The sequence below is a fragment of the Brucella anthropi ATCC 49188 genome (genome assembly GCF_000017405.1).
Classification (GTDB): Bacteria; Pseudomonadota; Alphaproteobacteria; order Rhizobiales; family Rhizobiaceae; genus Brucella; species Brucella anthropi.
Genome location: NC_009668.1, coordinates 1,187,305 through 1,213,877, shown reverse-complemented (window position 1 = coordinate 1,213,877; position 26,573 = coordinate 1,187,305). Strand labels below are relative to the sequence as shown.

Below are 26,573 nucleotides of genomic sequence, written 5' to 3'. Positions count from 1 at the left end.
AATGTCTTTTCTGAAAATATCTGATCTCTACAAATCCTACGGCAATGTTTCGGTTTTGAAGGATATCAATATCGAGATTGATGAAGGCGGTTTCCTCGTTCTCGTGGGCCCGTCTGGCTGCGGCAAGTCAACATTGTTGAATACTATCGCCGGGCTTGAGCCGATCACATCGGGTGACATAGCCATCAATGGCAAGTCGGTGTCCGGCCTGCATCCATCCCAGCGCGATATTGCAATGGTCTTCCAGTCTTATGCGCTTTATCCGAATATGACGGTTGCCGGGAATATCGCATTCGGCATGGAAATTCGTAAGGTTCCGAAGGCTGAGCGCGATAAGGCCATTCAGGAAGTTGCCGATATCCTGCAGATCGGCCATCTGCTGGATCGCAAACCAAGCCAGCTTTCAGGCGGCCAACGTCAGCGTGTGGCCATGGGGCGTGCTCTGGTGCGTAATCCGCAGGTCTTCCTGTTCGATGAACCACTTTCCAACCTCGATGCCAAGCTGCGTGTCGACATGCGCACCGAGATTAAACGGCTGCACAGCCGGATGAAAACTACGATCGTTTATGTGACGCACGATCAGATCGAGGCAATGACGCTGGCAACTAAGATCGCCGTTCTCAAGGATGGAATCTTGCAGCAATTCGGAACGCCAGCCGAAATCTACAATAATCCGTCCAATATGTTCGTTGCTGACTTCATGGGATCGCCAGCAATGAACCTGCTAACTGCTCGAGTCGAAAAGAACGGTTCGGGCTATGCCATCAATCTCGGACGAGGCGAAGGCGAGCCACTGAAGCTGCCATTGAAGGCGGCGCCCCAAGGACTAGGCGCTTATGAAGGCCAGGATATTGTCTTCGGTATTCGCCCTGAAGCACTCACAGATCCGGATGGAGCTGATCGCAATGCAAATGCGATAGTGGAAGGGGATTGCCTGATAGATGTTGTCGAGCCCGCAGGCTCGGATACGTTTGCTGTTACGCGATTGGGCGGCAAGCACGTTGTGGCACGACTGCGCGCAGATGCCCGCATCGCTGCGGGGCAACCGGCCACGTTGGCCTTCAACCTGGACAAGTCGGTCTTCTTTGACCCGAACAGTCAGGGTCGAATTCTCTGACTGTGAGGCACATAGTGCAATCTTTGCCAACACTGCGGAGACTGTATGAAACGAAAAGAGCGCTTCCATTTTATTGGAAACGCTCTTTTTCATGTCTGCCTGGAGGGCAAAAAACTTTGTTTAGGGGCACGCTTTAATGCAGGAAATCAAGCCCAAGAAGGCCGACTGCAAGCGCAGTATTGAGTGAAATGATCATCATCCCGTAGATGATGGCGGTTCTTGTAATATCGTTCATTTCCTACCTCCTTGAACCGGAGCGGCCCCCCACCCGGTTCGAAGCCTCGTGAAACTGTAACGAAATGTAACAAGCTGTTACGGGAAGCGCAACCCTGTTTTACGCAAATGTGAACGGTTGAAATCTGGCGTGAGAAATTCAGTGACTTTTGTCGACAGAGAGCCAGTTAGGCCCAAAACTGCGATAAATTACTGATTTTATCGCATATTCACCGCAATGTGACGCTGCTCTGACTAGCAATAATCAGTGCGGCGCTACATAGGATTGTCAGCTCTTAAATATCCGTCATTTCGGAATATTACCGTGAATCGCATCATTCCTCTCGTACTGGCCATAGCCCTATTCATGGAGCAGATGGATTCGAACGTCATCTCGACGTCGCTTCCTGCTATCGCTGCTGACATCGGTACAAGCCCTATTGCGCTCAAGCTGGCACTGACCGCTTACCTTGTTGCGCTCGCAGTTTTCATTCCCGTCAGCGGCTGGATGGCGGATCGCTTCGGGGCCAAGAATGTCTTCCGGGCTGCAATTGCGGTATTCGTGGTTGGTTCTGTAGCCTGCGCTGCATCGAATTCACTGACTGCTTTCGTCGTTGCGCGGTTTTTGCAGGGCATGGGCGGTGCGATGATGACACCGGTTGGCCGTCTAGTACTTATCCGTTCGACTCCGCGCAGTGAACTTGTGTCAGCTATGGCGTGGCTTACGATTCCAGCAATGGTCGGGCCGCTGGTAGGTCCACCAGTCGGTGGTTTCATCACGACTTTCCTGACTTGGCATTGGATATTCCTGATTAATGTACCGATCGGTTTCGTCGGTATCTGGTTTGCAACGCGGTTCCTGCCGGACACAGACGAGCGCATCGTAAAGCGCCTTGATTGGACGGGCTTCTTTCTTTCCGGGATCGCAATGTCTGGCGTTGTCTTCGGACTGTCGGTCGTCAGCCTGCCAGCCTTGCCGCCAGCGGTTGGTTTTACAACCCTTGCAATCGGTATTGTCTGCACGGTTCTCTATCTTCAACATGCGAGGAGAACCGATGATCCGCTGCTGAACCTGAAACTTTTCGATAATCAGGTATTTCGTTCCGCAGTCATCGGCGGCAGCATTTTCCGGTTCGGGATTGGGGCTATTCCATTCCTGCTGCCATTGATGTTTCAGCTTGGCTTTGGTCTCACACCGTTTCAATCGGGTATGATGACTTTCGTTTCGGCGATCGGTGCGATCAGCATGAAATTCGGTGCAAAGCGTATCTTTGTTCGCGTTGGTTTCCGGCGCGCCTTGATGGCAGGGTCCTTGATTTCGGCCTGCTTCATTGCCGTCAACGGCCTGTTCACACCGACAACACCTTACTGGATCATCATCGGCTTTTTGCTGGTGGGGGGCTTTGCGCGTTCGTTGTTTTTCACTGGTGTCAATGCGCTGGCTTTCGCCGAAATCCCCGATGAAAAGACCAGTCAGGCGACGCCCATCACGGCAGTGGCGCAGCAGGTTTCCATTGCTATCGGTGTGGCATTGGCAGGTGGTATTCTGGAAATCAGTACGTCGTTACGCGGAGCCCATCTCGAGTTGGTGGACTTCCACATCGGCTTCTTTGTGGTTGCTGCCGTTTCCGCTCTGGCTTTTCTCTGGTTTGCGCGGCTCGCACCTGATGCAGGCAAGGAACTGTCTGCGCCAACAGTCGTGAAACATCACGGTAAGGAGCCCGCAGCCATCGAAGCCGCGAGCACCTCAGCCGGAAAATAAGCTTCAGCCTTTGAAATCGCGGGCGAGTAGATAAAGCTCGACCGATTCCGCGCGTGATGCAGGTGGTTTGACATGATGCACAGAGCGGAACTTCTGCTTCAGCAGAGCTAGTAGTTCATTTTCCGTGCCACCCTGGAATGTCTTGGTGAGAAAATGCCCGCCCGGCTTCAAAACCGAAATGGCAAAATCAGCGGCGACTTCACACAGATGCACGGTACGCAGATGATCAGTCCTGCGGTGGCCAGTCGTCGGGGCAGCCATGTCGGAAATAACTAAATCGGGCTTGTCACCGAGCGCATCCATCAGTTTTTGTGGCGCCTCATCATCGAGAAAATCCATTTCCAGCAAGACAACGCCGGGCAGGGGGTCGACGTGAAGGTAGTCGATGCCAACGACGTGCGGATTCTCGTCGGTTGAACCGACAATCTTGGCCGCGATCTGCGACCAGCCGCCAGGCGCAGCGCCGAGATCGATGATCTTCTGGCCCTTTTTGAGCAGATCATAACGATCATTGATTTCAATGAGCTTGTAGGCTGCGCGCGAACGATATCCGTCCTGCCTGGATTTGTGCACATAGGGGTCGTTCAAATGGCGCTGCAGCCAGCGGCGTGACGATTCCTTGATCGTGCCTGCCTTTTTCTTCACACGTACCTGCAGATTGCTGGAGCCCGCGCCACCGCGACCACCAGTTTTTACTCCACCCTTGTTTCCGCCTGCCTTGCTCATTTTCAGTGCCTGTTTCTAGCGCCTGTCGCGCGATTGTGCCGCCATGCGCCGTCGCGCGACATCAGTTCGGTCAAAATGCCTTCACGCAAACCACGATCGGCAACTAGTAGTTTTTCGCTGGGCCATACTTTGCGTATCGCATCGAGAATAGCACAGCCTGCCAATACCAGATCGGCGCGATCTGCGCCAATACACGGGTTGGCTACACGAGCGTCAAAATCCCATGAGAGAAGACGGTTGGTCATTTGCGTCACATCGTCGGCACCCATCCACATGCCATCGACCCGGCGCCGATCGTAGCGGTCGAGGCCGAGATGAATTCCAGCGAGCGTGGTTACGGTTCCAGATGTACCCAGCAGGTGGAAACGTGGACTGGCAGTCAGATTTCCGAGACACTGCCGCTCGGCAAATTGCGCAAGCAGATCGGTCACATGCGAAACCATGGAATCGAAACTTTCCTGCGTGACATTGCGTCCGCCGAAACGTTCTGCGAGCGTCACGACGCCGACAGGAAGAGACGTCCAGGCCATGATATGCTCTGCCAGACGAGGAGAACGGCGACGGGAAACATCAATCAGCGCAATTTCAGAAGAGCCGCCACCAATATCGAACAACACGACGGCATCCGTTTCGCGGGTAACCAGTGTACCGCAGCCTGAAACAGCGAGCCGGGCTTCCGTCTGCCGGTCTACGATCTCCAGTTCAAGTCCGGTTTCAGCCAGAACCCGTGCCAAAAATGCTTCGCCATTCGAAGCCGAACGGCAGGCTTCGGTGGCTATCAGTCGCGAACGTCTGATTTTCTTGCCTGCAAGTTTGTCACGGCAAACCTTCAGTGCTTCAACGGCACGATCCATCGCATTTTCGCTAAGCTGGCCAGTGGCACTCAAGCCTTCTCCCAATCGTACGATGCGTGAAAATGCATCCACAACGCGGAATTGGCCCGGCCGCGTCGGCGACGCAACCAGCAGGCGGCAATTATTTGTGCCAAGATCCAAAGCCGCATAAAGTGGAGCGTCGCCCTTTTCGTGATGCGCGCCATTAGCAGCGCGGGGCATTTGGCCATTGCCGCCCTTACGCTTGTTCGGCGTCGATGCATGTTGGCTTTCCGGGCGCGCGACATTATGCGTAGACTTCAACGCAGCTTCAGCTACCAGCGGCGTTTGCGCACCCTGTTGTCGTGACTGCTTCTTTTTACGAGCGCGGCGGCGGCGATTCGAGATTTTTCCGGAAGATCGCTGTTGGTTGTTCGCTGCTTCTGCAGCCTCGGGCTTTTGCGCAGAAGCTTCAACAGCCGGCACAGACTTACCGCGCCGACGCCGACGTGCGCGTTTACGCTGGCTCTGCGAATTCGTGCCTTCGGTCTCGTCCTGTGGCTTTGAGCGTCCTGAATCGGATGCACTACGGGCATTGCCGATATCTGTAACGGCTTTCTTGCGCGGTCTGCGCTTGCCGTTATCGGACGGATTCCGGGCCTGCGAATTGCCCGATTGTCCGCCGGACGCCCCTTGATGCACCATTTCGGCGGTGCGCTCGTCGGGGTTCTTCAAGGTTCTTGTCCTTATGGCGCCGCGCGAACCTGTCAGGACGCAAGCAAGGCGCTTCAATTTCTACGTTGTGCATAATGTAACAGTGGTTTTCTGTTTTACCAAGGGGCAGGCTGTCGAGAGCCGCCGGAAAATTTTGAATGCACGTATGAAATTTGAGCCAACGGCGCGCCCGAGGGCTTTCGCTGGTGGCGAAAGCCCTTAAGGAGACGATATGTCTGCAGATTAGATGTCGTAAGTATGGGCTGCGTTGATTGTCGCAACGAATTGTTTTGTGCGCTCACGCGTAGGCCGCGTGAAAACCTCGTGTGCGGAGCCCGTTTCAACGATATTGCCCGACTCGAGAAAGACGACGTTCTTTGCAATTTTGGAAGCGAGCCGCAGGTCGTGTGTCGCGATCACCATGGTGGTGCCTTCCTTTGCAAGTTTGCTCAGAACATCAACGACTTCGGAGGCGAGTTCGGGGTCAAGGGCCGAGGTGGGCTCATCGCATAACAGAACACGCGGGGATGGTGCCAGTGCACGTGCAATCGCGATACGCTGTTGCTGGCCACCAGAGAGCGTTGAAGGCCAAGCATCCGCTTTATGCGCCATCCCTACCTTTGTGAGCAATTCCATCGCACGTTCTTTTGCCTTGTCCTTCGGCCATTTCAGAACCGTAACGAGGCCTTCCATCACATTCTGGATCGCGGTCTGGTGAGGAAAGAGCTGGAAGTTCTGAAACACCATGCCTGTCTGGCGGCGGATTGATTGGATTGCCTGCCAGCTCGGCTTACGGTCAGGCTCGAAGCTGAGACTCTGGCCACCCAAAACCAGAGTGCCCGACGTCGGAATCTCCAGCAGGTTTATGCAACGCAGCAACGTGCTTTTGCCTCCGCCGGATGGACCGACCAGTGCTGTTACTGTGCCCTCGGCAATCGCAACGTTGATATCGTTAAGGATTACAGCGTCGTCGAAGCGCTTTACGATGTGTTGCAGCTCGATCATGCGTTTGTCTCCAGTGTGCCGCCATAACGCCCGAAGCGTTTTTCAAGGCGCACTTGCAGCGCTGAGAGTACGGAACTCATCACGAGATAGATCAAGGCTGCTTCGATATAGAGGATGAGAGGTTCGTAAGTGGTCGCGACGATACGTTGCGCGGACTGGAAAAGCTCCGGCACGGTGATGGCGGCTGCAAGCGACGTATCCTTTACCAAAGAAATGAAGGAATTGGAGAGCGGTGGTACTGCGGTGCGGGTTGCCTGTGGCAGAATGGTGCGCGCAAGTGCCTGACGCCAGCTCATACCAATGGAATATGCGGCTTCCCATTGACCTTTCGGAACGGCGGATATGACCGCCCGGATAATCTCCGAACTATAAGCACCAACGCTGAGAGAGAAACCAATTACGGCTGCTGGAAATGCATCGAGATAGATGCCGGCGCTTGGCAGGCCGTAAAAGATTACGAACAACTGCACAAGCAGGGGGGTGCCGCGAAATATCCAGACATAGAAGCGTGCAATAGATGAAAGCCAGAGCGGAGCGAACAAGCGCACGAGCGCGGTCAGGAGCCCTAATGTCAGGCCGAATGCAAAGGACAGAAGGGTGAGGGGAATGGTGAAAATCAAGCCAGCCCACAAAAGAGTCGGCAGGGATTCCACCATCAGTTGAAGCCAATCGGGCACGGTTTTCGGCTCCTCAATAATGCATAAAGTCAGACTGAAATGAACTTGCGCTGATGAACCTGCGCGTCCTTATCTTATACAGTCTGACATTCATGTCTTGGGAATAGTTTTTCACAATCACAATAAAACGAAGCCGGAAGTGGCTTCCGGCTTCGTCTTGTAAACCAGGAAAAACGCTTACTTGGAAACGTCCTGACCGAAATACTTCTGTGAAATTTTGTCGTAGGTGCCGTCGGCTTTAATTTCGTCGAGAGCCTTGTTGATCGCCGTAACGAGATCATCGTCGCCCTTGCGGACGATGATGCCCGACGCGTCGGCATTTTCTTTCTCGGCCACAACCTTAACCGGAGCCTTAGGCTGGTGCTTTTTGAAGTCGAGGAAAGACAGGCTGTCATTAAGGGTCGCATCCGCACGGCCTGTCAGAACAAGCTGGATCGACTGGTCGAAACCATCTGTGGCTACGAGTTCAGCGCCAGCTTCCTTCGCGAGCTTGCCGTAATTGCTGGTGAGCGACTGTGCTGACTTCTTGCCCTTAAGGTCAGCAAAATCCTTGATCGTATCGTCCTTGTCGTTGACGATCAGAACGACCTTGGAAACGATATAGGGGTTGGAGAAGTTGAACTTCTTCTGACGCTCTTCGGTAATGCCTACCTGGTTGATAACGGCATCATAGCGTTTGGAATCAAGCCCAGCGATGAGCCCGTCCCATTTGCCTTCAACGAATTCCGGCTTTACGCCGAGCTTGGCGGCAACGGCTTCACCAATCTCCACGTCGAAGCCGACAAGCTTGTTGTCCTTGTCGTGGTAGGTGAACGGCGCGTAGGTGCCTTCAGTGCCGATCTTTAAAACGCCCGCCGACTTGATGGCGTCGAGATTTTCTCCAGCCATTGCGCCGGTGAAGAGAGCTGCCTGAATGATGCCTGCGGTAGCGATGATCTGAGCGAATTTCATTTTCGGTATCCGTGAACTGGTTGATGTTCTATTGATCGCAGAAATTTAATTCTAAAGATGCGTCCAAAACGACCATTACGCCGCAATTATTAGGATTGATTACTAATTGTTTGAATAATCTGAGTGAATAATTCTAACGCCTTTTAGTCCGGATCGGAAGGGTGGAGAAAGCATTCACTCGCCCTCAGTCACTATGAGACGACTTTAACCAACCGATGCCGGTTGAACGCAAAGCGCCGCCAGAATTTCAGCTGGCGGCGCTTTGCGTGTCGGTGGGCAGGCCAACTACTAGGGTTTGCCGTAACCGCCACCGGTTGGTGTGATGACGGTGAAGGCTTCACCTGCTTCCAGAACGGTCTGGTCGCAGTTGCCGAGCACTTCGATGGAGTCGTCCTTTCGCCGTACTTCATTGCGACCGGTTTGACCGGATTCGCCGCCTTCAAGGCCGAAGGGCGCTACGCGGCGATGCCCTGAGAGAATGGCGAAATCGAGTGTCTTAAGTGCACGGATCGTGCGCTTGGTGCCATCGCCCGCATGCCATTTGCCCTTGCCGCCGGAGTCTTTTCTGATGTGGAAGTCTTCCAGCAACACCGGGAAACGGGTTTCCAGAATTTCCGGGTCGGTCAGGCGCGAATTGGTCATGTGGGTGTGCACGGCATCGGCACCGTTGAAACCGGGACCGGCGGGCGCGCCGGAGCAGATGGTTTCGTAATACTGATATTCGTCATTGCCGAAGGTCAGATTATTCATCGTGCCTTGCGCTGCGGCCATGGCCTTGGTCGCGCCGAACAGGCAGTTGGTGACAGCCTGACTGACCTCGACATTGCCCGCCACGACCGCCGCCGGATATTGCGGCGAGAGCATTGAGCCTTCCGGCACAACGATCTTGATCGGTCGCAGGCAGCCCGCATTCATTGGAATGTCGCCCTCGACCAGCACGCGGAAGACATAAAGCACAGCTGCGCGGGTCACGGGTTCCGGTGCGTTGAAATTGTCGGAACGTTGTTCCGACGTGCCGGTGAAATCGACCGTCGCTTCGCGCTTTTCCTTGTCGATCGTGACGCGCACCTCAATTTGGCAGCCCTGATCCATCTCATAGGTGAAATGGCCGTCCGGCAGCTTGTCGAGCACACGGCGCACGCTTTCGGCGGCATTGTCCTGAACATGGCCCATATAGGCTTTCACAACATCCTCGCCGAAAAGACCGATCATCTTTTTCAGCTCGGCGACGCCCTTTTCGTTGGCGGCGATCTGCGCCTTCAGGTCGTTGACGTTCTGCGTCAGGTTGCGAACAGGGTAGGTCGCACCCGTCAGCAGAGCGGCGAGCGCTTCCTCGCGGAAGGTGCCGCGATCCACCAGCTTGAAATTGTCGATATAGACGCCTTCCTGCTCGATATTGACCGCACGCGGCGACATGGAACCCGGCGCGATGCCGCCAATATCCGCATGGTGACCACGGCTTGCAACCCAGAAGCGGATTTCGCGATTGTCGTCATCGAAAACCGGCGTGCAGACGGTGAGGTCAGGCAGGTGGGTGCCGCCATTATAAGGCGCGTTGATGAGGAACACATCGCCCGGCTTGATGTCGCTGTTTTCGCGGATGGCGGTGGCGACGGATGCATCCATGGAACCCAGATGCACCGGCATATGCGGCGCATTGGCGACGAGATTGCCTGCCGCGTCGAAAACTGCGCAGGAAAAGTCGAGACGTTCCTTGATGTTCACCGAATAGGCGGTGTTTTGAAGCGTCACGCCCATCTGCTCGGCAATGGACATGAAGAGATTGTTGAAAATCTCCAGCATGACCGGGTCGGCTTCGGTGCCGATGGCCGTGCGGGCGGGCAGCGCCTTGATGCGCGTCAGCACCACATGGTCATGCGCGGTCAGGCGAGCCTGCCAGCCATCTTCGATGACGATGGTCTGGTTTTTCTCGATGATGATCGCCGGGCCGGTGACGGTCTGGCCGCGCTGCATCTGCTCACGCAAGACGACGCCCGCATCGTGCAAAGTGCCTTGCGAGAAGAAGCTGGTCCGCTTGGCGGTTGCCGCTTCCAGATCACTGTCGAGCGACTGAGCGCTTTCGGTTTCGCCAGCACCTCCGCCAACGGCTTCAACTTCCACAGCGTCGATAACGAGAGCCTTGTTTTCCGCAATGAAGCCGAAACGGCGCTTATGGGCGGCCTCGAACTCGGCGCGAAGACGGTCGGCATTGTCCTCTGCTGGGAACGTGGCTTCAACGGACAGCACCGTGTCAGTGCCCGCATAGCGGATGTGGGCGCGCAGATGACGCTGCACGGCTTTAGCCTCTATGCCTTGGGCCAGAAGTTCAACGACGCATTCCTGCGCCAGTTCTTCACCCAGTTCTTTCAAGACTGAAGGCGCTGCTGAATCGAGCGCGACGCCAAGCGCCTTTTGGCGCGTGGCGCGAATATCGGCCAGGCCCATGCCATAGGCGGACAGCAGGCCGGACATGGGATGAAGGAGAATATTCTTCATGCCGAGCGCGTCGGCCACGAGGCAGGCGTGCTGGCCGCCCGCGCCGCCAAAGCAGTTGAGCGCGTAGCGCGTCACATCATAGCCGCGCTGGACGGAAATTTTCTTGATGGCCTCCACCATATTGGCAACCGCAATGCGGATGAAACCATCGGCAACGGCTTCCGGCGAACGGCCATCGCCGATTTCAGTTGCCAGCGCGGCGAAGCGTTCACGCACCCGCTCCACATCCAGCGGCTGGTTCTGGTCGGGGCCAAAGATTGCCGGGAAAAATTCCGGCAGAAGCTTGCCCAGCATGACATTGGCATCGGTGACGGCGAGCGGTCCGCCGTTGCGATAGCAGGCTGGACCGGGATTGGCGCCCGCCGAATCCGGTCCGACACGGAAACGCCCGGCGTCGTAATGCAGGATCGAACCGCCGCCTGCGGCAACGGTGTGGATCAGCATCATCGGCGCGCGCACACGCACACCGGCAACTTCCGTTTCAAAAGCGCGTTCATATTCGCCGTCGAAATGCGCGACATCCGTGGAGGTGCCGCCCATGTCAAAGCCGATGACATTCGGGAAACCAGCCGTTTCGCCGGTTCGGGCGAGGCCGACGACGCCGCCTGCCGGGCCGGAGAGGATTGCATCCTTGCCCTGAAACAGATCGGCTGCGGTGAGACCGCCAGACGACATCATGAACATGACGCGCGCGCCGGTGCGCTCGACGTCCAGCTCATTGGATACCTGCGCAACATAGCGGCGAAGAACCGGCGACAGATAGGCATCGACGACCGTGGTGTCGCCACGACCGACCAGCTTGATCAGTGGCGAAACTTCATGGCTGACGGAGACCTGCTCGAAGCCGAGACTGCGCGCAATGCGAGCAATTTCAGCCTCATGTGCAGGGAATTTATAAGCATGCATGAGCGCGATGGCGACGGATTTGTAGCCCTGTTCCTTCAGTGCAGCCAGTACGGCTTCCGCCTCGGCGGGATCGAGCGCCGTTTCAACCGTGCCGTCTGCCTGAACGCGTTCGTTCAGTTCCACGACCTTTTCGTAAAGCGCTTCCGGCTTGATGATCTCGGTCGCAAAAATCTTCTTGCGTTCCTGATAGCCAATGCGCAGCGCATCGCGAAAGCCCTTGGTGGTGACAAGGGCCAGCCGTTCGCCCTTGCGCTCCAGAAGCGCATTGGTCGCGACCGTCGTTCCCATGCGAACTTCGCCGATAATTCCGGCGGGAACCGCTTCGCCGGTCCTGAGGCCAAGATGCAGGCGAATGCCGTGAACGGCGGCATCCTTATAGGCAGACGGATTTTCGGAGAGAACCTTGCGTGCATGAAGCTGGCCCTGCGGATCTCGCCCGATGATGTCCGTAAACGTGCCACCGCGGTCGATCCAGAAGTCCCATACTCCGCGTCCCGTTCCGCTCATCGTCGGCTCCCTTACACAGCACTACTGGTGCATTTCGAAATCTTTTCAGGATTTCATAGTCCCACTTTATTGACAAAATGTCGATAAGATGGTGACATAAAATACACATAAATAAGGGAGCAGCAAGAATGGGGAAAAACAGGGGCAGCGAAGAAACTGTAGCGGTGTCTTCCGAGACCCGGGAAGCAAGCTTCGATGAAGTCGCGTTGCCCAAGCATCTGCGCCCGGTTGCCTCAATAGGTCCCATTGTATCGTCTGCGCATCTTGCTGAAGGCGGTTCGCCGGGTATGTCCGAGGTTGAATATGGCCTCATTCTCGCATCGCACGCGTTTTCGCGCTGGATGGTTCGCTGCATGGCTGCAGCAGGATTGCCGGGGCTCTCTCCCATCGAAGTGCTGATTCTTCATTCGATCCGTCATCGTGATCGCGAGAAGAAGCTTGCCGATATCTGCCTTGTTCTCGATATTGAAGATACGCATATTGCGACGTATGCCATCCGCAAGCTTGAAAATGCCGGTCTGCTGACCACCGGCAAGGCAGCGAAGGAAAAGACGGTGAAGATCACCGCCAAAGGAGCAGAAGCCTGCGCGCGCTATGCGCAGATTCGCGAACGCCTTCTGGTTGATTCCACCGCCAATGCGCGCCCGTCTGAAGAAGCGCTTTCGGAAGTGGCTGCCCTTTTGCGTTTCATGTCCGGTGCATTCAATCAGGCCACGCGGTCTGCCATCACACTTTAAGAGGGTTGGAAGTTTGAGCGGAACCGAGTTGAGCGAACGAGTTTCAAAGCCTCTGCTGACCGTTGATGGCCTCAGTGTCGAATTTGGCGCGAGCCGTGTCGTTGACGATCTGAGTTTCTCGGTACATCCGGGTCGCACGCTGGCTGTGGTCGGAGAGTCCGGTTCGGGCAAGTCCATCACGTCGCTTTCCATCATGCGGCTTGCCGATATGAGCGGCGCGAAATTCCCGTCTGGCCGGATTCTGTTTGGCGAACGCGATCTGCTGAAAGCCGATCAAAAGACGATGCGCGGCATTCGCGGCAAGGAGATCGCCATGATCTTCCAGGAACCGATGACGTCGCTCAATCCCGTTTTCACTATCGGCAACCAGCTATCCGAAGTGCTGATGCTGCATGAGGGCATGACCCAGCAGGCGGCGCTTGCCGAGGGTAGGCGGCTTCTGGAAATGGTGCGGCTGCCGGATGCGGAAGGGCTGCTGAAGCGCTATCCGCACCAGCTTTCTGGCGGGATGCGCCAGCGCGTCATGATCGCCATGGCGCTTGCCTGCCGCCCGAAACTGTTGATTGCCGATGAGCCGACGACCGCACTCGATGTGACCATTCAGGCCCAGATACTGCACATTATCAGGGATTTGCAGCAAGAACTTGAAATGGCTGTGATTTTCATCACGCACGATATGGGCGTGGTGGCGGAAATGGCTGACGATGTGGTCGTCATGTGGAAGGGCAAGAAGGTCGAGGAAGGCCCGGTTGGGCAGATTTTTTCGAAGCCGCAACATGCCTATACCAAGACGCTGCTGTCGGCAGTGCCGAAGCTTGGCAGCATGACGGGCGAAGCCTTTCCCAAGCGGATGCCGGTCATGACCATGCGTGACGGCATGCCGGTTTTGACGGGCGAGGAGCGCATTCAGGACACGGCGCGTTATGGCGACAAGCCGTTGCTTTCCGTAGACGATCTTTATGTACGCTTTCCGATCAAGAAGAACCTGTTCGGGAAGGTCACGCATGTCTGCAACGCTGTGTCGAAGGTCGCATTCGATATCTATCCGGGCGAAACGCTGGCGCTGGTCGGTGAATCCGGTTCGGGAAAATCGACCATAGGGCGCACCATCCAGCAATTGCAGACGCCGCTTTCCGGCGATATTCGCTTCAACGGCAAGGCCTATTCGGCCATGAGTGCTGCCGAGCGATATGCCATGCGCCGCGAAGTGCAGTATATTTTCCAGGACCCGTTTGCATCGCTTGATCCGCGCAAGACGGTTGGCTTTTCCATTGCAGAACCGATCCGCACGCATGGCCTTCTCGACAATAGTAAGGCGATCAATGCGCGCGTGGCAGAATTGCTGGAGCGGGTTGGTCTCGGCCCGGAACATGCCAAGCGCTATCCGCACGAATTTTCCGGCGGTCAGCGCCAGCGCGTCTGCATTGCGCGTGCGCTTGCCTCCAAGCCGAAGCTCATTATTGCCGATGAAGCTCTGTCGGCGCTTGATGTTTCCATTCAGGCGCAGGTTATCAACCTGTTCATGGACCTCCAGAAAGAGCAGGATCTCGCTTATCTCTTCATCAGCCATGACATGGCGGTAGTCGAAAAGATGAGCCACCGCGTGGCCGTTCTCTATCTCGGCCAGATCATGGAACTCGGCTCGCGGCAGCAGGTTTTCGAAACGCCGTCGCATGACTACACGAAGCGGCTTCTCTCGGCGGTGCCGATTGCCGATCCCGCTGCGCGCACCAACCGTTCCGCACTGGAAGGTGAAATTCCAAGCACGACGCGCCGGATTGATGACAAGCCGCCGATCTATCGCCATCGCGAGGTCGCAACCGGGCATTTTGTGGCCGAAACTGCCTGACGCATAAAGTTCAACAGAAACCCAAAGGGGAAAAACAATGATAAGGAAAACACTTAAAGCCGTTCTCATGGCTTCCGCTCTCTCGGCGGCAGTGTTTGTATCTGCTCCGGCTTTCGCTGCCGGAAAGCTGACCGTTTCGTCGCCGCAGGACCCAGGCAGCTGGGACCCGATCGACACTTTCCTCGTCAACTGGGCTTCTGTCGCCACCAATATTTTCGACGGTCTGGTCTATCGCGGACCGGACCTCAAGATCGTTCCGGCCCTCGCAACCTCGTGGGACGAGCTAGACGAAGGCAAGCGCATCCGCTTCCATCTGCGCGAGAACGTCAAGTTCCATAATGGCGAGCCGTTCAACGCCGAAGCCGTCAAGTTCACCTTTGATCGCCTGCTCGGTGACGAGGGCGCGAAAGGCCCGCAGCGTTCGAACTATATCGCCATCGAGAAAGTGGAAGTTATAGACGACAAGACCGTCGATTTTCATTTGAAGGCACCGGACCCTGTTCTCATCACCAAGCTGGCCGGTTATGGTGGCATGATCGTTCCGCCAAAATACATTCAGGAAAAAGGCGACGATTATTTCAACACGCATCCGGTCGGTACCGGGCCATTCAAATTCGCGTCCTATGAACCGAAGGTGAGCATCAAGCTTGAGGCTTTCGCTGATCATTGGGGCGGTGCGCCGAAACTTTCCGAACTGGAATATCGCTTCATCACCGAGCCTTCGACCGCCGTTGCCGAACTTCAGGCCGGTCGCGTCGATCTGGTCATCCCGCCGACCATTCCGATTGGTATGATCCCGACCATTCAGGGCGATCCGAAGCTGGAGCTTGTCACTGCATCGGGTCCAACTGTCTATGCCCTGCGCTTCAACACGGCTGATGGCATCACCAAGGACGAGCGCGTTCGCAAGGCGCTGATCATGGCGGTTGACCGCGATGCGATCATCCAGTCCATTCTGGCAGGTCAGGCCGAGCCGATTGCAAGTTTCCAGGGTTCGCTGTCCTTCGGCTTCGACCCGAACATGAAGCCGCTGCCTTACGATCCGGAAGGCGCGAAGAAACTGCTCGAAGAAGCGGGCGTCAAGCCTGGCGCAACCGTGCAGATCGATGTGCGCGGTCAAGATGCAAGCTTCAATGAAGTGGCGCAGGCTATCGCAAGCTTCCTGCAAATGGTCGGCGTCAATGCCACCATCAAGCCTTATGACACCAATGTTTTGCTGAACGATATCATCCCGCAGGGCAAGACCGGCGCCATGTTCCAGCAGGCCTGGGGCGGCTGGACCTTCGACTACGATAACACCGCCTATTCCATGTACCATTCCGGCGAGAAGTGGAACCCGTACGACAAGGACGAAAAGCTCGACAAGATGCTGGAAGCGCAGCGCTCGGTTATTGATCGCGGCGAGCGCGAAAAGCTCTTGCAGGAAATCGCGGTTTACGCTGCCGACCGTGCACTCGAAATGCCGCTTTACAATCTCAAGGCAATCTTCGGCGTCAACAAGCGCGTGAAGAACTTCGTGCCGGTGCCTGACAGCCGTCTGCGTTTGACGGACGTCACTGTCGAGTAAGCAAGAATGACAATACGGCAAGCCGGATATGACCGGCTTGCCGCAGCATTTCGGAGGCGCACTGGTGGCCGGATTTCTGATCAAACGAATTTTGCAGGCGTTGTTCGTGCTCGTCGCGATGACGCTGCTTGTCGCTTTCGCGGTCCGCCTGACAGGCGATCCGGCATTGATGCTGACGCAAGGCGCTGGCAGCATCACCGAAGCCGATCTCGCACGCATCCGTGAAGGTCTCGGTCTCAACCAGCCGTTCTTCGTTCAATACTGGCAGTTTCTCAAGGGACTGTTCACAATGGATCTGGGGCGCAGTTTCCTTGGCGGCACGCCGGTTTCCACGCTCGTTGCTGGCGCTCTGCCCGCCACGCTGATGCTGGCTTTCGCCTCGCTGTTCGTTTCTATTGTGATTTCCGTTCCACTCGGCATCAAGGCTGCGGTGTCGCGTGGAAAATGGGCCGATCAGCTGATCCGCATCTGCTCGCTGGTGGGCCTGTCCTTTCCGAACTTCTGGCTGGCGACCATGCTGGTGCTGCTGTTCGGCATCTCGCTGCAATGGCTACCGCCAAGCGGCATGAGCGGCATTGCAAGCTTCATCATGCCCGCGCTCACCATGGGCGTCATCCTGACTGCAACCAATGTTCGTCTTGTGCGCACGGCGATGCTGGAGACGCTGCAATCGCAATATATTATGGTGGCGCGCGCCAAGGGGTTGAGCGAGAACAAGGTTCTCTACAAGCATGCGCTGCGCAATTGCGCCATTCCGCTGATCACTTATCTCGGCCTTCAGTTTGGCGGGCTTCTCGGCGGCATCGTCGTGGTGGAGCGTGTGTTCAATTGGCCGGGCATGGGTACGTTGGCCTTCGACGCTGTGGCAGGGCGCGATTATCCTGTCCTGCAGGCCACCATCGCGATCCTTTCCATGCTGATCATCGGCGTCAATCTTCTCGTGGACATCGCTTATGGCCTTGTCGATCCGCGTATCCGCACGGAGTAGGACCCATGGCAACCAAGACCTCATCCGTTCTGTTTTCGCGTTTTGCGAGCCTCGAATTCATCGTCGGTGTCGTGCTGACCGGCTGCATTTGTCTGGCGGTGATTTTCTCCGGCTATCTGTTTCCGGGCGGCGCCAACAAGATCGATCTCCTGGCGCGCCTGACACCGCCATTTGTCAATCAGGCCCATATTTTCGGCACCGATCCGCTGGGCCGCGATGTGCTGGCGCGTGTCATCACCGGCGGCAAGATTTCGCTGTTTGTCGGTTTTGTCTCGGTGCTCGGCTCCGTTCTTATCGGCACCATCATGGGTCTCGTCGCTGGCTATTATCGCGGCTTCTGGGATATGGCGCTGATGCGCTTTGTCGATGTGCAGCTGGCCATGCCCTTCATATTGCTTGCCATCACTGTGATGGCCATTCTGGGTGGCGGGCTTTTCAACACCATCATTTTGCTGATCGTCTCGCAATGCGTGCAATATGCGCGACTGGTGCGCGGCTCGGTGTTGTCGTTACGCGAGCGCGAGTTCATCCTGTCAGCCCGGGCCATCGGCGTGAAGGACTGGCGCATCATCTTCCAGCACCTGCTGCCGAACCTGCTTGGTCCGGTCATCGTGCTGATGACGCTCAATGTCGCCAATAATATCCTGCTGGAATCGAGCCTGACCTTCCTCGGCCTCGGTGTCGATCCGACCATTCCAAGCTGGGGCGGCATGCTGGCCGATGGTCGCACTTATCTCCAGACTGCATGGTGGGTGAGCATTTTCCCGGGCCTCGCCATTCTGTTCACGGTGCTTGGTCTCAATCTTCTTGGCGATTGGCTGCGCGACAGCCTCGATCCAACCGGCAGGACTTCCCGATGAGCGTGCTTTTTGAGAAAACCTATCCGCGCACCATTCATGCGCTTGTCGAACGCTTCCTGAAACCGGAAATGCGCGGCGCGAAGGTGGACGCATGGCTGTTCGATGACCAGCCGAGCCGCTTTGCCGCGGAAACGACGCTGCGCGAGGCTGGTGTCGAGGTGCGGCTGTGCTCGGCTTATAAGCCGCTCCTCCATTTCTTTCTGGAAGAAGTTGATGGCTCTGCGCTGAAGTCGGCAGCGATCCGTTATCCGCGTCATGACGCCTGTGTGCAGAACCGGTTTCTGCTTGAGACCTATCCTTTATCATCGCTTCTTCCGGAGGTGGAGATAGATTTCTCGGCTTCGGGCAAAGACGATTTTCATTATGAAGTCGATCTGGTCTTTGCCGATGGCCATAGTGAGAGCCGCCGGGTTTTCGCACCGAACCGCGTGCATGTGGATTTCATCGGCGAAACGCTGGTGTCGCCGACCGGCTGGCTGGCCGTCACGCAGCACGGCAAGATAGAAAGCGCGCGCTATGAGACATCCTATGAAAAGCTGTTTCATGACACCGTCGCGACCATCGCCGCCCATGACTGGAAGCGTGGCGAACCTTATTTCGATGAGCTGAACATCGCGGTCAGTCTGCCGATCACCGACCGCCGCCTGCCTTACGATGAGGAAACGCTGAGCCTCACCGAAGCCATGCACGAGGATATTTACTTCTCGCTGCTCGAAGTTTTTCAGAAGAAGTCAGGTCGCCCGGTGGGCGATCGTGGCTTGCAACCGGGCCAGATCGTGCCGGAAGTCCGCTTTCGCGATGCCGAGCCGTCGGTCAAAGTGGAGACACGCTCGCTTTCAACCGATGACGCGCTGACGGCAGAACAGGTTCTGGAGACGGCGCAAGCGCCGCTTTCCGCCGATCAGATCCGCCGTGAAATCGCCAGACTGGGCGGCAAGCCGTTCGAGGCAAAGACCCGTTCAGGCAGAACGGTGCGCGCGACCTATCGCAAGGGCAGCGATGCCGCGATGATGATCAGCGCTGGACAGCACGCCAATGAAACGACCGGCGTTGTCGGCGCGTTACGGGCGGCTAACCGGCTTGCTGCGCGCGAAAGCGCGCATTTCACGATCTCCCCGCAGGAAAATCCGGACGGATACGAGATACACAAGCGCCTTTGTGCGCTTCAGCCGCACCACATGCATCACGCCGCGCGCTATACGGCGCTGGGTGACGATCTTGAATATCGAAGCGGCGAGGGGCTCTATGAAAAGGCCATTCGTATCGAGGCTGAAAAGCTGACGGATGCGAAACTGCACGTCAACCTGCATGGTTATCCATCGCATGAATGGACGCGTCCGCTGTCCGGTTATGTGCCGCGTTCCTTTGCCATGTGGACGCTGCCGAAGGGCTTTTTCCTGATCATCCGCCACCATGCCTCCTGGGAGAAGGCAGCAGAAGAACTAATCGACCGCGTGACGAAACATCTGGCCGCGATTGATGGCTTGGTTGCCTATAACAATGCCCAGATCAGGCTGTTCGAGCAGCATGCAGGCGAAACGGGTTTCCGCATCATCAATGGGTTTCCGTGCCTCGTCGGCGTGGATGACCGCCATACGGTGCCATTGACGCTGATCACCGAATATCCGGATGAGACGGTTTATGGAGATGCTTTCGTCAAGGGACATACCGCGCAAATGGAAACCGTGCTGGCATCCTATGATGCCTTGCAGGCACTGTTTTCCTCGGATGCGGTTGCCTAAAGATAATAGACGCCAATGCGTTTGCCGCCGATAATTTCGACGGCAATCTCCATCTCGTAAATGTCAGCGAGGATTTCTGGATGAATAAGTTCATCCGGGCTTCCTTGATGCACAACCTTGCCGTGGCGCATGGCGACTATGTGGTCGGAATAGCACGATGCGAAATTGATATCGTGCAGAACCAGAACAACGGTTTTTCCAAGTTCGTCTGCAGCTCGCCGCAACAACTTCATCATTGAAGCTGAATGCTTCATATCGAGGTTGTTGAGCGGTTCGTCCAGCAGCGCATAATCTGTATCCTGGCATAGCACCATTGCTACGAATGCACGCTGGCGCTGTCCGCCCGAAAGTTCATCCAGAAAGCGTCCGCTTAGATATTCAAGACCGAGATAGCCGATGGCCTGCTCGACATGATTGCGGTCTTCACTATTCGGGCGGCCTTTAGAATAGGGATAACGACCGAAGGTTACGAGGTCGCGCACGGTCAGGCGGGAATTAATCGCATTTTCCTGTCGTAGGATCGAAAGGCGTTTTGCCAACACATCACCGGATGTCGTTGAAACATCGAGTCCGTCTACGGTCACACGACCCTTGTCCATTGGCAGGAGACGGCTCACCATCGAGAGCAGCGTCGATTTTCCTGCCCCATTCGGCCCGATGATCGAGGTTATGCCGCAAGCAGGTAATTTCAGGGTCACGTCATCGACGACAAGTGTGCTGTTATAGGATTTGCTGACTTGGCTGATTTCTATCAACGCGCGTGCCCCCTGACGAGAAGGATAATGAAGACAAGGCCGCCCAGAAACTCGATGATGACACTGAGTGCGGTATTGAACGAGAAGACCCGTTCCAGGATGGTCTGTCCGCCAACGATGCAGAGGATTGCAAGCAAGATGGCTATAGGCAGGATAAACCGGTGTTTTGCCGAACCGGCAAGCATGTAAGCCAGATTGGCGACCAGAAGACCGAAAAAGGTTATAGGTCCAACCAGTGCGGTGGAAACGGAAACCAACACTGTGACCATGAACAGGATTTTGCGCACGATGCGTCGATGATCGACGCCCAGATTGATTGCCGGATCTCTGCCGAGTGACAGGACGTCAAAGACATAGACGAAGCGCAGACCGTAGAGCGAAACAGCCGCGACAATGACGGCTGACATAATCAGAATGTCGCTATTGATGGTGTTGAAGCTGGCAAAGAAACGGTCTTGCAGGACAGCGAAAAGATTTGGATCAAGCATCCGCTGCATCAGGTTGGAAATGCTGCGGAAAAAGACACCGCAGACAATGCCGACAAGCATAATGAGGTGCAGGCTGCGCGTTGCTCCGGAGAAGAGCCAGTAATAGAGTGTACCAGCGAAAACCACCATGATAGCGGTTTCTGCCAGAAAGCGAATATTCGGTCCGATCCAATCGATTTGAACGGCGCCGAAGAAGAAGACTACCAATGTCTGAATCAGAATATAAAGCGCGTCGAACCCCATGATCGAGGGGGTTAGGATGCGGTTGTTCGTGACTGTCTGGAACAACACCGTTGAAACCGCAATCGAGTATGCGACCAGTACCATGGCTGCAAGCTTGGTGCCGCGGAAGGACAGGATGAAAGACCAGCTTCCCTTTGCGCCGACTGTCATGAATGCTGCCACTGCAAGCAGAGTGAGTACAGAGAGGAGCGAGAGGATCAAGGTAGGGCGCTTAAGCAAGGCGTGAACCCCGCCGCAACAGAAGATAGAGGAATATGACGCTTCCCACGACTCCCATCATCGTACCGATTGGAATTTCGTAAGGAAAGCGGACTACTCGCCCGACAATATCGCAGGCAAGAACAAGTCCAGCGCCGAGTATTGCAACCCACGGTACAGCCCGCCGCATATTGTCGCCGATGAACATGCTGACGACGTTCGGGACGATAAGACCAAGGAAAGGTATCATGCCAACGGTCACGACGACTGATGCGCTGACCATCGAAACGATGACAAGGCCAAGTGTGACTACACGGCGATAATTTAGGCCAAGGTTGGTGGTGAAATCCTCGCCCAGTCCCGCGACCGTGAAGCGGTCAGCGGCAATGTAGGCGATGATTGTAAGGAAGAACGCAAGCCACAAGAGTTCATAGCGTCCGCGAAGGACGCCGGAAAAATCGCCGGTTGTCCAGGAATTGAGCGATTGCAGAAGATCAAAGCGGTAAGCAATGAAAGTAGTGATTGCACTGACAACGCCACCAAGCATGATGCCGACCAAGGGCACGACAAGAACGGATCGCAACGGAATGGCGCGAAGAATGCGAAGGAACAATGCAGTTCCGGCAAGCGCCGTAACAGAAGCGACCAGCATTTTTCCGATTACAGGCGTTTCCGGTGCGAACAATATGACCAGAAGGATGCCAAGACTGGCTGATTCCACTGTGCCCGCCGTCGATGGTTCAACGAAACGGTTGCGTGTCAGCATCTGCATGATCATGCCTGAGACGGCCATGGACATGCCCGCCAGAATGATTGCAAGGGTACGTGGAATACGGCTGACAAGCATGACTTCGGCGGCACGGTCAGTGGCTTCGGTGCCGAATAGCGTGCTCAGCGACACATCGCTGACGCCGATAAACAGGCTGATGACAGCCAGTACGACGACAACGGCAATGGCTGCTGCAAGTCCCTTCACGCTCGTTTCCTGTTCTGTTGCCTGATCACGGTTTCGGGCCACCTGCTACTAACTGTGTGGCCCGACCGGATTGGGTTTGGAAAGCTGTTACTTTGCTTTGTCGAAAGCCTGGGAAAGCTGATCGATCGTGCCGTGAAGCGCGCCGAGACCGCCACCAATCAGATACCAGTTCTGAGCGTTCAGATAGACAAGCTGCTCCCTTTTCCAAGCATTGGTCTGGCGCACGAGCTCATTGTCCAGAACCTGCTTTGCCGAATTGCCTTCACGACCGATGGCAGCATCACGATCGATGACAAACAGCCAGTCGGGATTGGTTTCGAGGATAAATTCCGAGCTCACGGGCTGGCCATGATTGCCGATGGAAAGGTCAGGCGCTGCAGGCTTGACCCCGAAACTGTCATGCAAGACGCCGAAACGCGAACCGGGACCATAAGCGCTGATTTTGCCGCCGGAAGTGAGGATCAGAAGACCGGTGCCTTTGTTGGCGGCCTTTTCCTTCAATGCAGCAAGTGCGGCATCAAGTTTCTCGGCTTCTGCCTTTGCTTCTGCTTCCTTCCCGAAAATCTGGCCAAGTTTCTCGACATTGGCTTCAGTGTCGGCGATGAAATTCTTCGCATTGGTCGTCAGATCGATGGTTGGAGCGATCTTCGAAAGCTCACCATATTTCGCAGCCGAACGACCTGCCACAATAATAAGATCTGGTTCTGCCGCATTAACGGCTTCATAGTCAGGTTCGAACAATGTGCCGATTTTCGCATACTCGTCGCCCTGATATTTCTTCAGATATTCAGGAAACGATATGCCGCTTGGAACACCAGTCACCTTGACGCCAAGGCGATCCAGATTGTCGAGGGTGCCAAGATCGAAAACCAGTACCTTAGCCGGTGAGGCTGGAACTGCTGTTTCACCCTGAGCATGCTTGATAGTCACATCAGCAGCATTTGCAGTTGAGGCAATGCTCAGCGCCATTATGGCGGCACCGCACAAGCGTGTAACCTGTTGAGCGATATTCAGCATGATGTTCGATCCTTTCATCAATCCTGTGCTTTACAGTCAAGTATCTTCTCCGTCAAAGACCGAGAGAGAAAATTCAGTTGTTTTTGCCCTTGGGGTTTTGTCCGAGCACAATGAAATTAAGGCTGTCCGCCACCGTGAGCGGTATCATCGAGCCGTGGCTCTCATCCTCGAAACGATGAAAGGCTGCGTCGACTTGCGGTAGTTCAGAAAGCTCTTTGAATATGTCTGAACCGGAAGGTCCGCCACGCAGTTTCTTCAGACGGTCATCGTCCTGTTTCGTCTGGCCGGGGCGGCTACCACGTTTGCCGGAGGTTTCTATAAGCAAGCGGATTGGGCGAGGGGCATCCTTGAAGCGCGTGATGAACTGATCTTTATCAGTTAGAATTGAACGATCGTTCCACCAGATTGACGGGTCTGCCGCGCTATAGCTCTGGAAGGAATCTGTGCGGTTGAACAAGGCATAAAGGGTGAACAATCCGCCCAGAGAGTGGCCGAACAGGGCCTGTCGGCTTTTATCGACGTTGAAACGCTTTTCGACTTCCGGCTTTACCTGATTGTCGATGAAGTCGAAGAATGCATCTCGTCCTCCAGTCTTTGGTACATTGAAGTGGACTGGGATCAGATCGTCAGGTGTCGGAGGCGTGAGGTCGAAATATCGCAGGCGGACGATTTCTTCCTGATTGTCAGTCGGGTAGCCGATGCCCACAAATATAGCCTTCAGGGCAGAGTTTTCTGCCATGAGCTTTGCTGCAATCGGCAACATGCGATTGCCGTCGACCATGTATATGACAGGATAGCCACCTTCGGGTGCAACCTCCTGCGGTGCAGCGGTGAATATACGATAGGCGATGCCGTTGGCTTCCATATCAAAGGACGAGGTGGAAGGCTCAGCAGCCTTCACGGTGGAAGCCATCAGTATCCCCGTCATCATCAGGCATGCTTTCTTCACGATATTCGTCAGTGCGCTCATAAGAGCATCCCATTCATGGAAAAGACGCCAGCCATTGCGGGCAGGCGTCTTTTTGTTGTGATACTAGAAGCGGGAAGTCATGCCGACCCAGAGGCGACGACCATCGACGACTGTATTGAAGTCATCGACATCTACTTTCTTGTCGAAGACGTTGTAGACGGCAGCGTTCAGAGTGACATTCTCGCTGAAGTCATACGAACCGCCGATATCGAAGGTTGCATAGGGCTTGTATTTGCGAGCGACTACCTTGCCGTTCCTGTAGACGGGTTCACCGGCTGTGCCGATACGCGCACCCGCATTGGTTTCTTCGCCGTGGTAGTTGCCGCTGGCCCATGCACTCAAGCCTTCAACCGGCGTTATCCAATCTGCACGCAAGCTGGCCATGTGCTTCGGCGTACGTGTCAGAGGCAAGCCCTTGTAGTCACCGGTCTGCTGTTCGGAGTCGGTGTAGGTATAGTTGCCGCGCACGGTAATTGTGTCGGTTGCTTCCCAGTTGAAGGTTAACTCCACACCTTGCATGACGGCTTCATCGATATTGAAGCTGTACCAGAGACGATAGTTCGGATCTTCGCTCCAGCGAATTGGATTACCATTGGCATCCGTCACCAGCGCATTGCTGATCTTGTCCTTGAAATCCGTGTAGAAATAGGTTGCGCCGAGGCGAAGGCCAGACTGGTTGTCCCAGAGAACACTCGCTTCATAGCTTGTGCTTTTTTCAGGCTGCAGATCTGGATCGCCGATGATTACGCCGCAGGTGCCGTTTGGACCATACGAGCATCCCGCGCCGCCCGTCGTATAAGCATATCCCGGGGCGATAGTACGGAGTTCCGGTGCACGGAAGCCGGTGGAGATACCGCCCTTGAACGTCAGTTGTTCAGTTGCGTGCCAGACGGCATAGCCGCGTGGGCTGAAATGCGAGCCATAAATCTCATGGTCGTCCATACGCAGACCGCCTGTCAGGGCGAAGTCTGGCGTGATCCACCATTCATCTTCTGCAAAGAGTGCCCACTGGCGAACGCTGAACTCTTCATCCAATCCGGTACGACGTCCTGGGTTCTGATCGGTCAGCACCGATTGCGAAAACTGTCCACCGGTTACCAGCGTGTGATTACCGTAGAATTCGAACGGAGTTGTGAACTTGCCATCGAGTACCGAATTACGGATATGCGGCGAACGCAGGTTCTCGACGTATCTCTTGGTCTTGTTGTCCCAATTGAAATTGGTGCGTTCTGCCCATTCTTGCTGGAATGAGAATTCCGACGTTGTGGGTCCCCAGCGACCGGTATGGCTGATCGACCAATGATCGCGATCATTGTAGTTGTAGGAATCCGAGCCCGATGCCGCCGTGTTGCCGACGGTGGCGTCGCGACGAAGGCGAGTCTTGCCCAGCTCGAGCATGATATCATGATCTTCATTCGGCGTGATTGTAACGCGACCGGTGATGTCGATATCTTTCTGTTCTGGCGTCCCGCTGACGATATTGTCTTCCTGCCGCTTGAGACCGCGTCCCCAGACCTGAACACCGACGAGGTTCGGGACCAGCGGCCCGGTCATGTAGTAAGACCCCTGCAACGAATTTCCGAATTTGGAATGCTGCTGAACCGTGCCGTCTACAGAGAAAGAACCGCTCCAGGTGTCCGATACTTTCTTGGTGATCACGTTGATAACGCCGCCCATCGCGTCCGATCCGTAGAGCGAAGACATGGGGCCACGAATGACCTCGATCCGTTCGATTGCGTTCGCTGGCGGTAAGAAGCTCTGCTCGAAACCGGAGTTGCCGTTGGTGCGGGCATCGCGCGTGCTCTGGCGCTTCCCGTCAACGAGCAGCAAAGTATAAGAACCAGGAAGACCACGAATGAATATGTCGCGCTCGGCCGCTGGACCTGTCACCGCGACGCCCTGAACGTCTTTCAGAGCATCGGTCAGATCGCGATAGGCGCCTTTTTCCAGCTCTTCGCCAGGAACGACAGTGATGCTTGCCGGAGCGTCGGTGATGTTCTGTTCGAACCCTGTTGCCGTGACAACAATCTGATTAAGTTTGACAGCTCCATCAGCGGTCGTTTCGATGCCCGCTTCCGTTGTCTTTTTCTTCTTGGTGCCAGCTTCGTCTGAAGTTGCCTCTTCCGCAGCGTTGATCGCGGTTTGCGCGATGGCATTCATTTCGCTCAGAAGTAGCGTTGTGGAAAGACACGTCCCCGCTAGGATCGCCCGATAAATGAGCGATTTGCTGGCCAAACGCCTGTTTTGTGTACCATCGGCCCACAATCCCCGAAACAAGCTGGTCATTTTCGTCACCG

Annotated in this window: 20 protein-coding genes; 8 read left to right on the top strand and 12 right to left on the bottom strand. The window is 55.6% G+C overall.

Annotated elements, in window-relative coordinates; genetic code table 11:
* Position 1 precedes the first annotated feature (1 nt).
* Positions 2 to 1,117, top strand: a complete 1,116-nt coding sequence (locus OANT_RS19695; RefSeq protein ID WP_010659001.1) for an ABC transporter ATP-binding protein — start codon at positions 2 to 4, stop codon at positions 1,115 to 1,117.
* Between the two features lie 538 nt (positions 1,118 to 1,655).
* Positions 1,656 to 3,092, top strand: a complete 1,437-nt coding sequence (locus OANT_RS19690) for a DHA2 family efflux MFS transporter permease subunit (protein WP_040128274.1) — start codon at positions 1,656 to 1,658, stop codon at positions 3,090 to 3,092.
* Positions 3,093 to 3,095: 3 nt separating this feature from the next.
* Here the strand turns inward: OANT_RS19690 and OANT_RS19685 are convergent, their stop codons facing one another.
* The 6 genes from OANT_RS19685 to OANT_RS19660 form a co-directional block, all read right to left on the bottom strand.
* Positions 3,096 to 3,818: an RlmE family RNA methyltransferase gene (locus tag OANT_RS19685; protein ID WP_012093175.1), complete on the bottom strand. Its 723-nt coding sequence runs from the start codon at positions 3,816 to 3,818 to the stop codon at positions 3,096 to 3,098.
* A gap of 2 nt (positions 3,819 to 3,820) precedes the next feature.
* The gene (locus tag OANT_RS19680) at positions 3,821 to 5,365 is read right to left on the bottom strand and encodes a Ppx/GppA phosphatase family protein (protein ID WP_036587390.1); all 1,545 of its coding nucleotides are present in this window, start codon (positions 5,363 to 5,365) and stop codon (positions 3,821 to 3,823) included.
* A gap of 222 nt (positions 5,366 to 5,587) precedes the next feature.
* Entirely contained in the window at positions 5,588 to 6,349 is a 762-nt protein-coding gene (locus OANT_RS19675) for an amino acid ABC transporter ATP-binding protein (RefSeq protein WP_012093173.1), read from the bottom strand.
* On the bottom strand, positions 6,346 to 7,026 hold the full coding sequence (locus OANT_RS19670) for an ABC transporter permease subunit (RefSeq protein WP_010658995.1): 681 nt from the start codon (positions 7,024 to 7,026) through the stop codon (positions 6,346 to 6,348). Before OANT_RS19670 ends, OANT_RS19675 begins: the two co-directional genes overlap by 4 nt.
* A gap of 177 nt (positions 7,027 to 7,203) precedes the next feature.
* Positions 7,204 to 7,977, bottom strand: a complete 774-nt coding sequence (locus tag OANT_RS19665; protein ID WP_010658994.1) for an amino acid ABC transporter substrate-binding protein — start codon at positions 7,975 to 7,977, stop codon at positions 7,204 to 7,206.
* Between the two features lie 288 nt (positions 7,978 to 8,265).
* Complete coding sequence (locus tag OANT_RS19660) at positions 8,266 to 11,886, bottom strand: hydantoinase B/oxoprolinase family protein (RefSeq protein WP_012093172.1); 3,621 nt, start codon at positions 11,884 to 11,886, stop codon at positions 8,266 to 8,268.
* A 128-nt stretch (positions 11,887 to 12,014) separates the two neighbouring features.
* Here OANT_RS19660 and OANT_RS19655 point away from each other — a divergent pair, with 128 nt between their 5' ends.
* From OANT_RS19655 to OANT_RS19630, 6 genes are all read left to right on the top strand, one after another.
* Positions 12,015 to 12,623, top strand: a complete 609-nt coding sequence (locus tag OANT_RS19655; RefSeq protein WP_012093171.1) for a winged helix DNA-binding protein — start codon at positions 12,015 to 12,017, stop codon at positions 12,621 to 12,623.
* Positions 12,624 to 12,636: 13 nt separating this feature from the next.
* Positions 12,637 to 14,472 carry an ABC transporter ATP-binding protein gene (locus OANT_RS19650; RefSeq protein ID WP_012093170.1) on the top strand — a complete coding sequence of 612 codons (1,836 nt, stop codon included), beginning with the start codon at positions 12,637 to 12,639 and terminating at the stop codon, positions 14,470 to 14,472.
* A gap of 37 nt (positions 14,473 to 14,509) precedes the next feature.
* Positions 14,510 to 16,039: an ABC transporter substrate-binding protein gene (locus OANT_RS19645; protein ID WP_012093169.1), complete on the top strand. Its 1,530-nt coding sequence runs from the start codon at positions 14,510 to 14,512 to the stop codon at positions 16,037 to 16,039.
* A gap of 64 nt (positions 16,040 to 16,103) precedes the next feature.
* Complete coding sequence (locus OANT_RS19640) at positions 16,104 to 17,027, top strand: ABC transporter permease (RefSeq protein ID WP_036587650.1); 924 nt, start codon at positions 16,104 to 16,106, stop codon at positions 17,025 to 17,027.
* A 5-nt stretch (positions 17,028 to 17,032) separates the two neighbouring features.
* Positions 17,033 to 17,887, top strand: coding sequence for an ABC transporter permease (locus OANT_RS19635; RefSeq protein WP_012093167.1), 855 nt, complete (start codon positions 17,033 to 17,035; stop codon positions 17,885 to 17,887).
* Positions 17,884 to 19,629: a M14 family metallopeptidase gene (locus OANT_RS19630; RefSeq protein ID WP_012093166.1), complete on the top strand. Its 1,746-nt coding sequence runs from the start codon at positions 17,884 to 17,886 to the stop codon at positions 19,627 to 19,629. Before OANT_RS19635 ends, OANT_RS19630 begins: the two co-directional genes overlap by 4 nt.
* Here the strand turns inward: OANT_RS19630 and OANT_RS19625 are convergent.
* The 6 genes from OANT_RS19625 to OANT_RS19600 form a co-directional block, all read right to left on the bottom strand.
* Complete coding sequence (locus OANT_RS19625; RefSeq protein WP_012093165.1) at positions 19,626 to 20,384, bottom strand: iron ABC transporter ATP-binding protein; 759 nt, start codon at positions 20,382 to 20,384, stop codon at positions 19,626 to 19,628. The two genes, OANT_RS19630 and OANT_RS19625, sit on opposite strands and share 4 nt — an antisense overlap.
* A complete protein-coding gene (locus tag OANT_RS19620; RefSeq protein WP_012093164.1) occupies positions 20,381 to 21,334 on the bottom strand; it encodes an iron chelate uptake ABC transporter family permease subunit in 954 nt (317 codons plus the stop codon). Before OANT_RS19620 ends, OANT_RS19625 begins: the two co-directional genes overlap by 4 nt.
* Positions 21,327 to 22,289, bottom strand: a complete 963-nt coding sequence (locus OANT_RS19615) for an ABC transporter permease (RefSeq protein ID WP_012093163.1) — start codon at positions 22,287 to 22,289, stop codon at positions 21,327 to 21,329. Before OANT_RS19615 ends, OANT_RS19620 begins: the two co-directional genes overlap by 8 nt.
* Before the next feature lie 87 nt (positions 22,290 to 22,376).
* Positions 22,377 to 23,324 (bottom strand): siderophore ABC transporter substrate-binding protein, encoded by a 948-nt coding sequence (locus OANT_RS19610; RefSeq protein WP_010658983.1) that lies wholly within the window; start codon positions 23,322 to 23,324, stop codon positions 22,377 to 22,379.
* 55 nt (positions 23,325 to 23,379) lie between these two features.
* Positions 23,380 to 24,276 (bottom strand): alpha/beta hydrolase, encoded by an 897-nt coding sequence (locus OANT_RS19605; protein ID WP_012093161.1) that lies wholly within the window; start codon positions 24,274 to 24,276, stop codon positions 23,380 to 23,382.
* A gap of 63 nt (positions 24,277 to 24,339) precedes the next feature.
* Positions 24,340 to 26,562 (bottom strand): TonB-dependent receptor domain-containing protein, encoded by a 2,223-nt coding sequence (locus OANT_RS19600; protein WP_012093160.1) that lies wholly within the window; start codon positions 26,560 to 26,562, stop codon positions 24,340 to 24,342.
* Positions 26,563 to 26,573 lie beyond the last annotated feature (11 nt).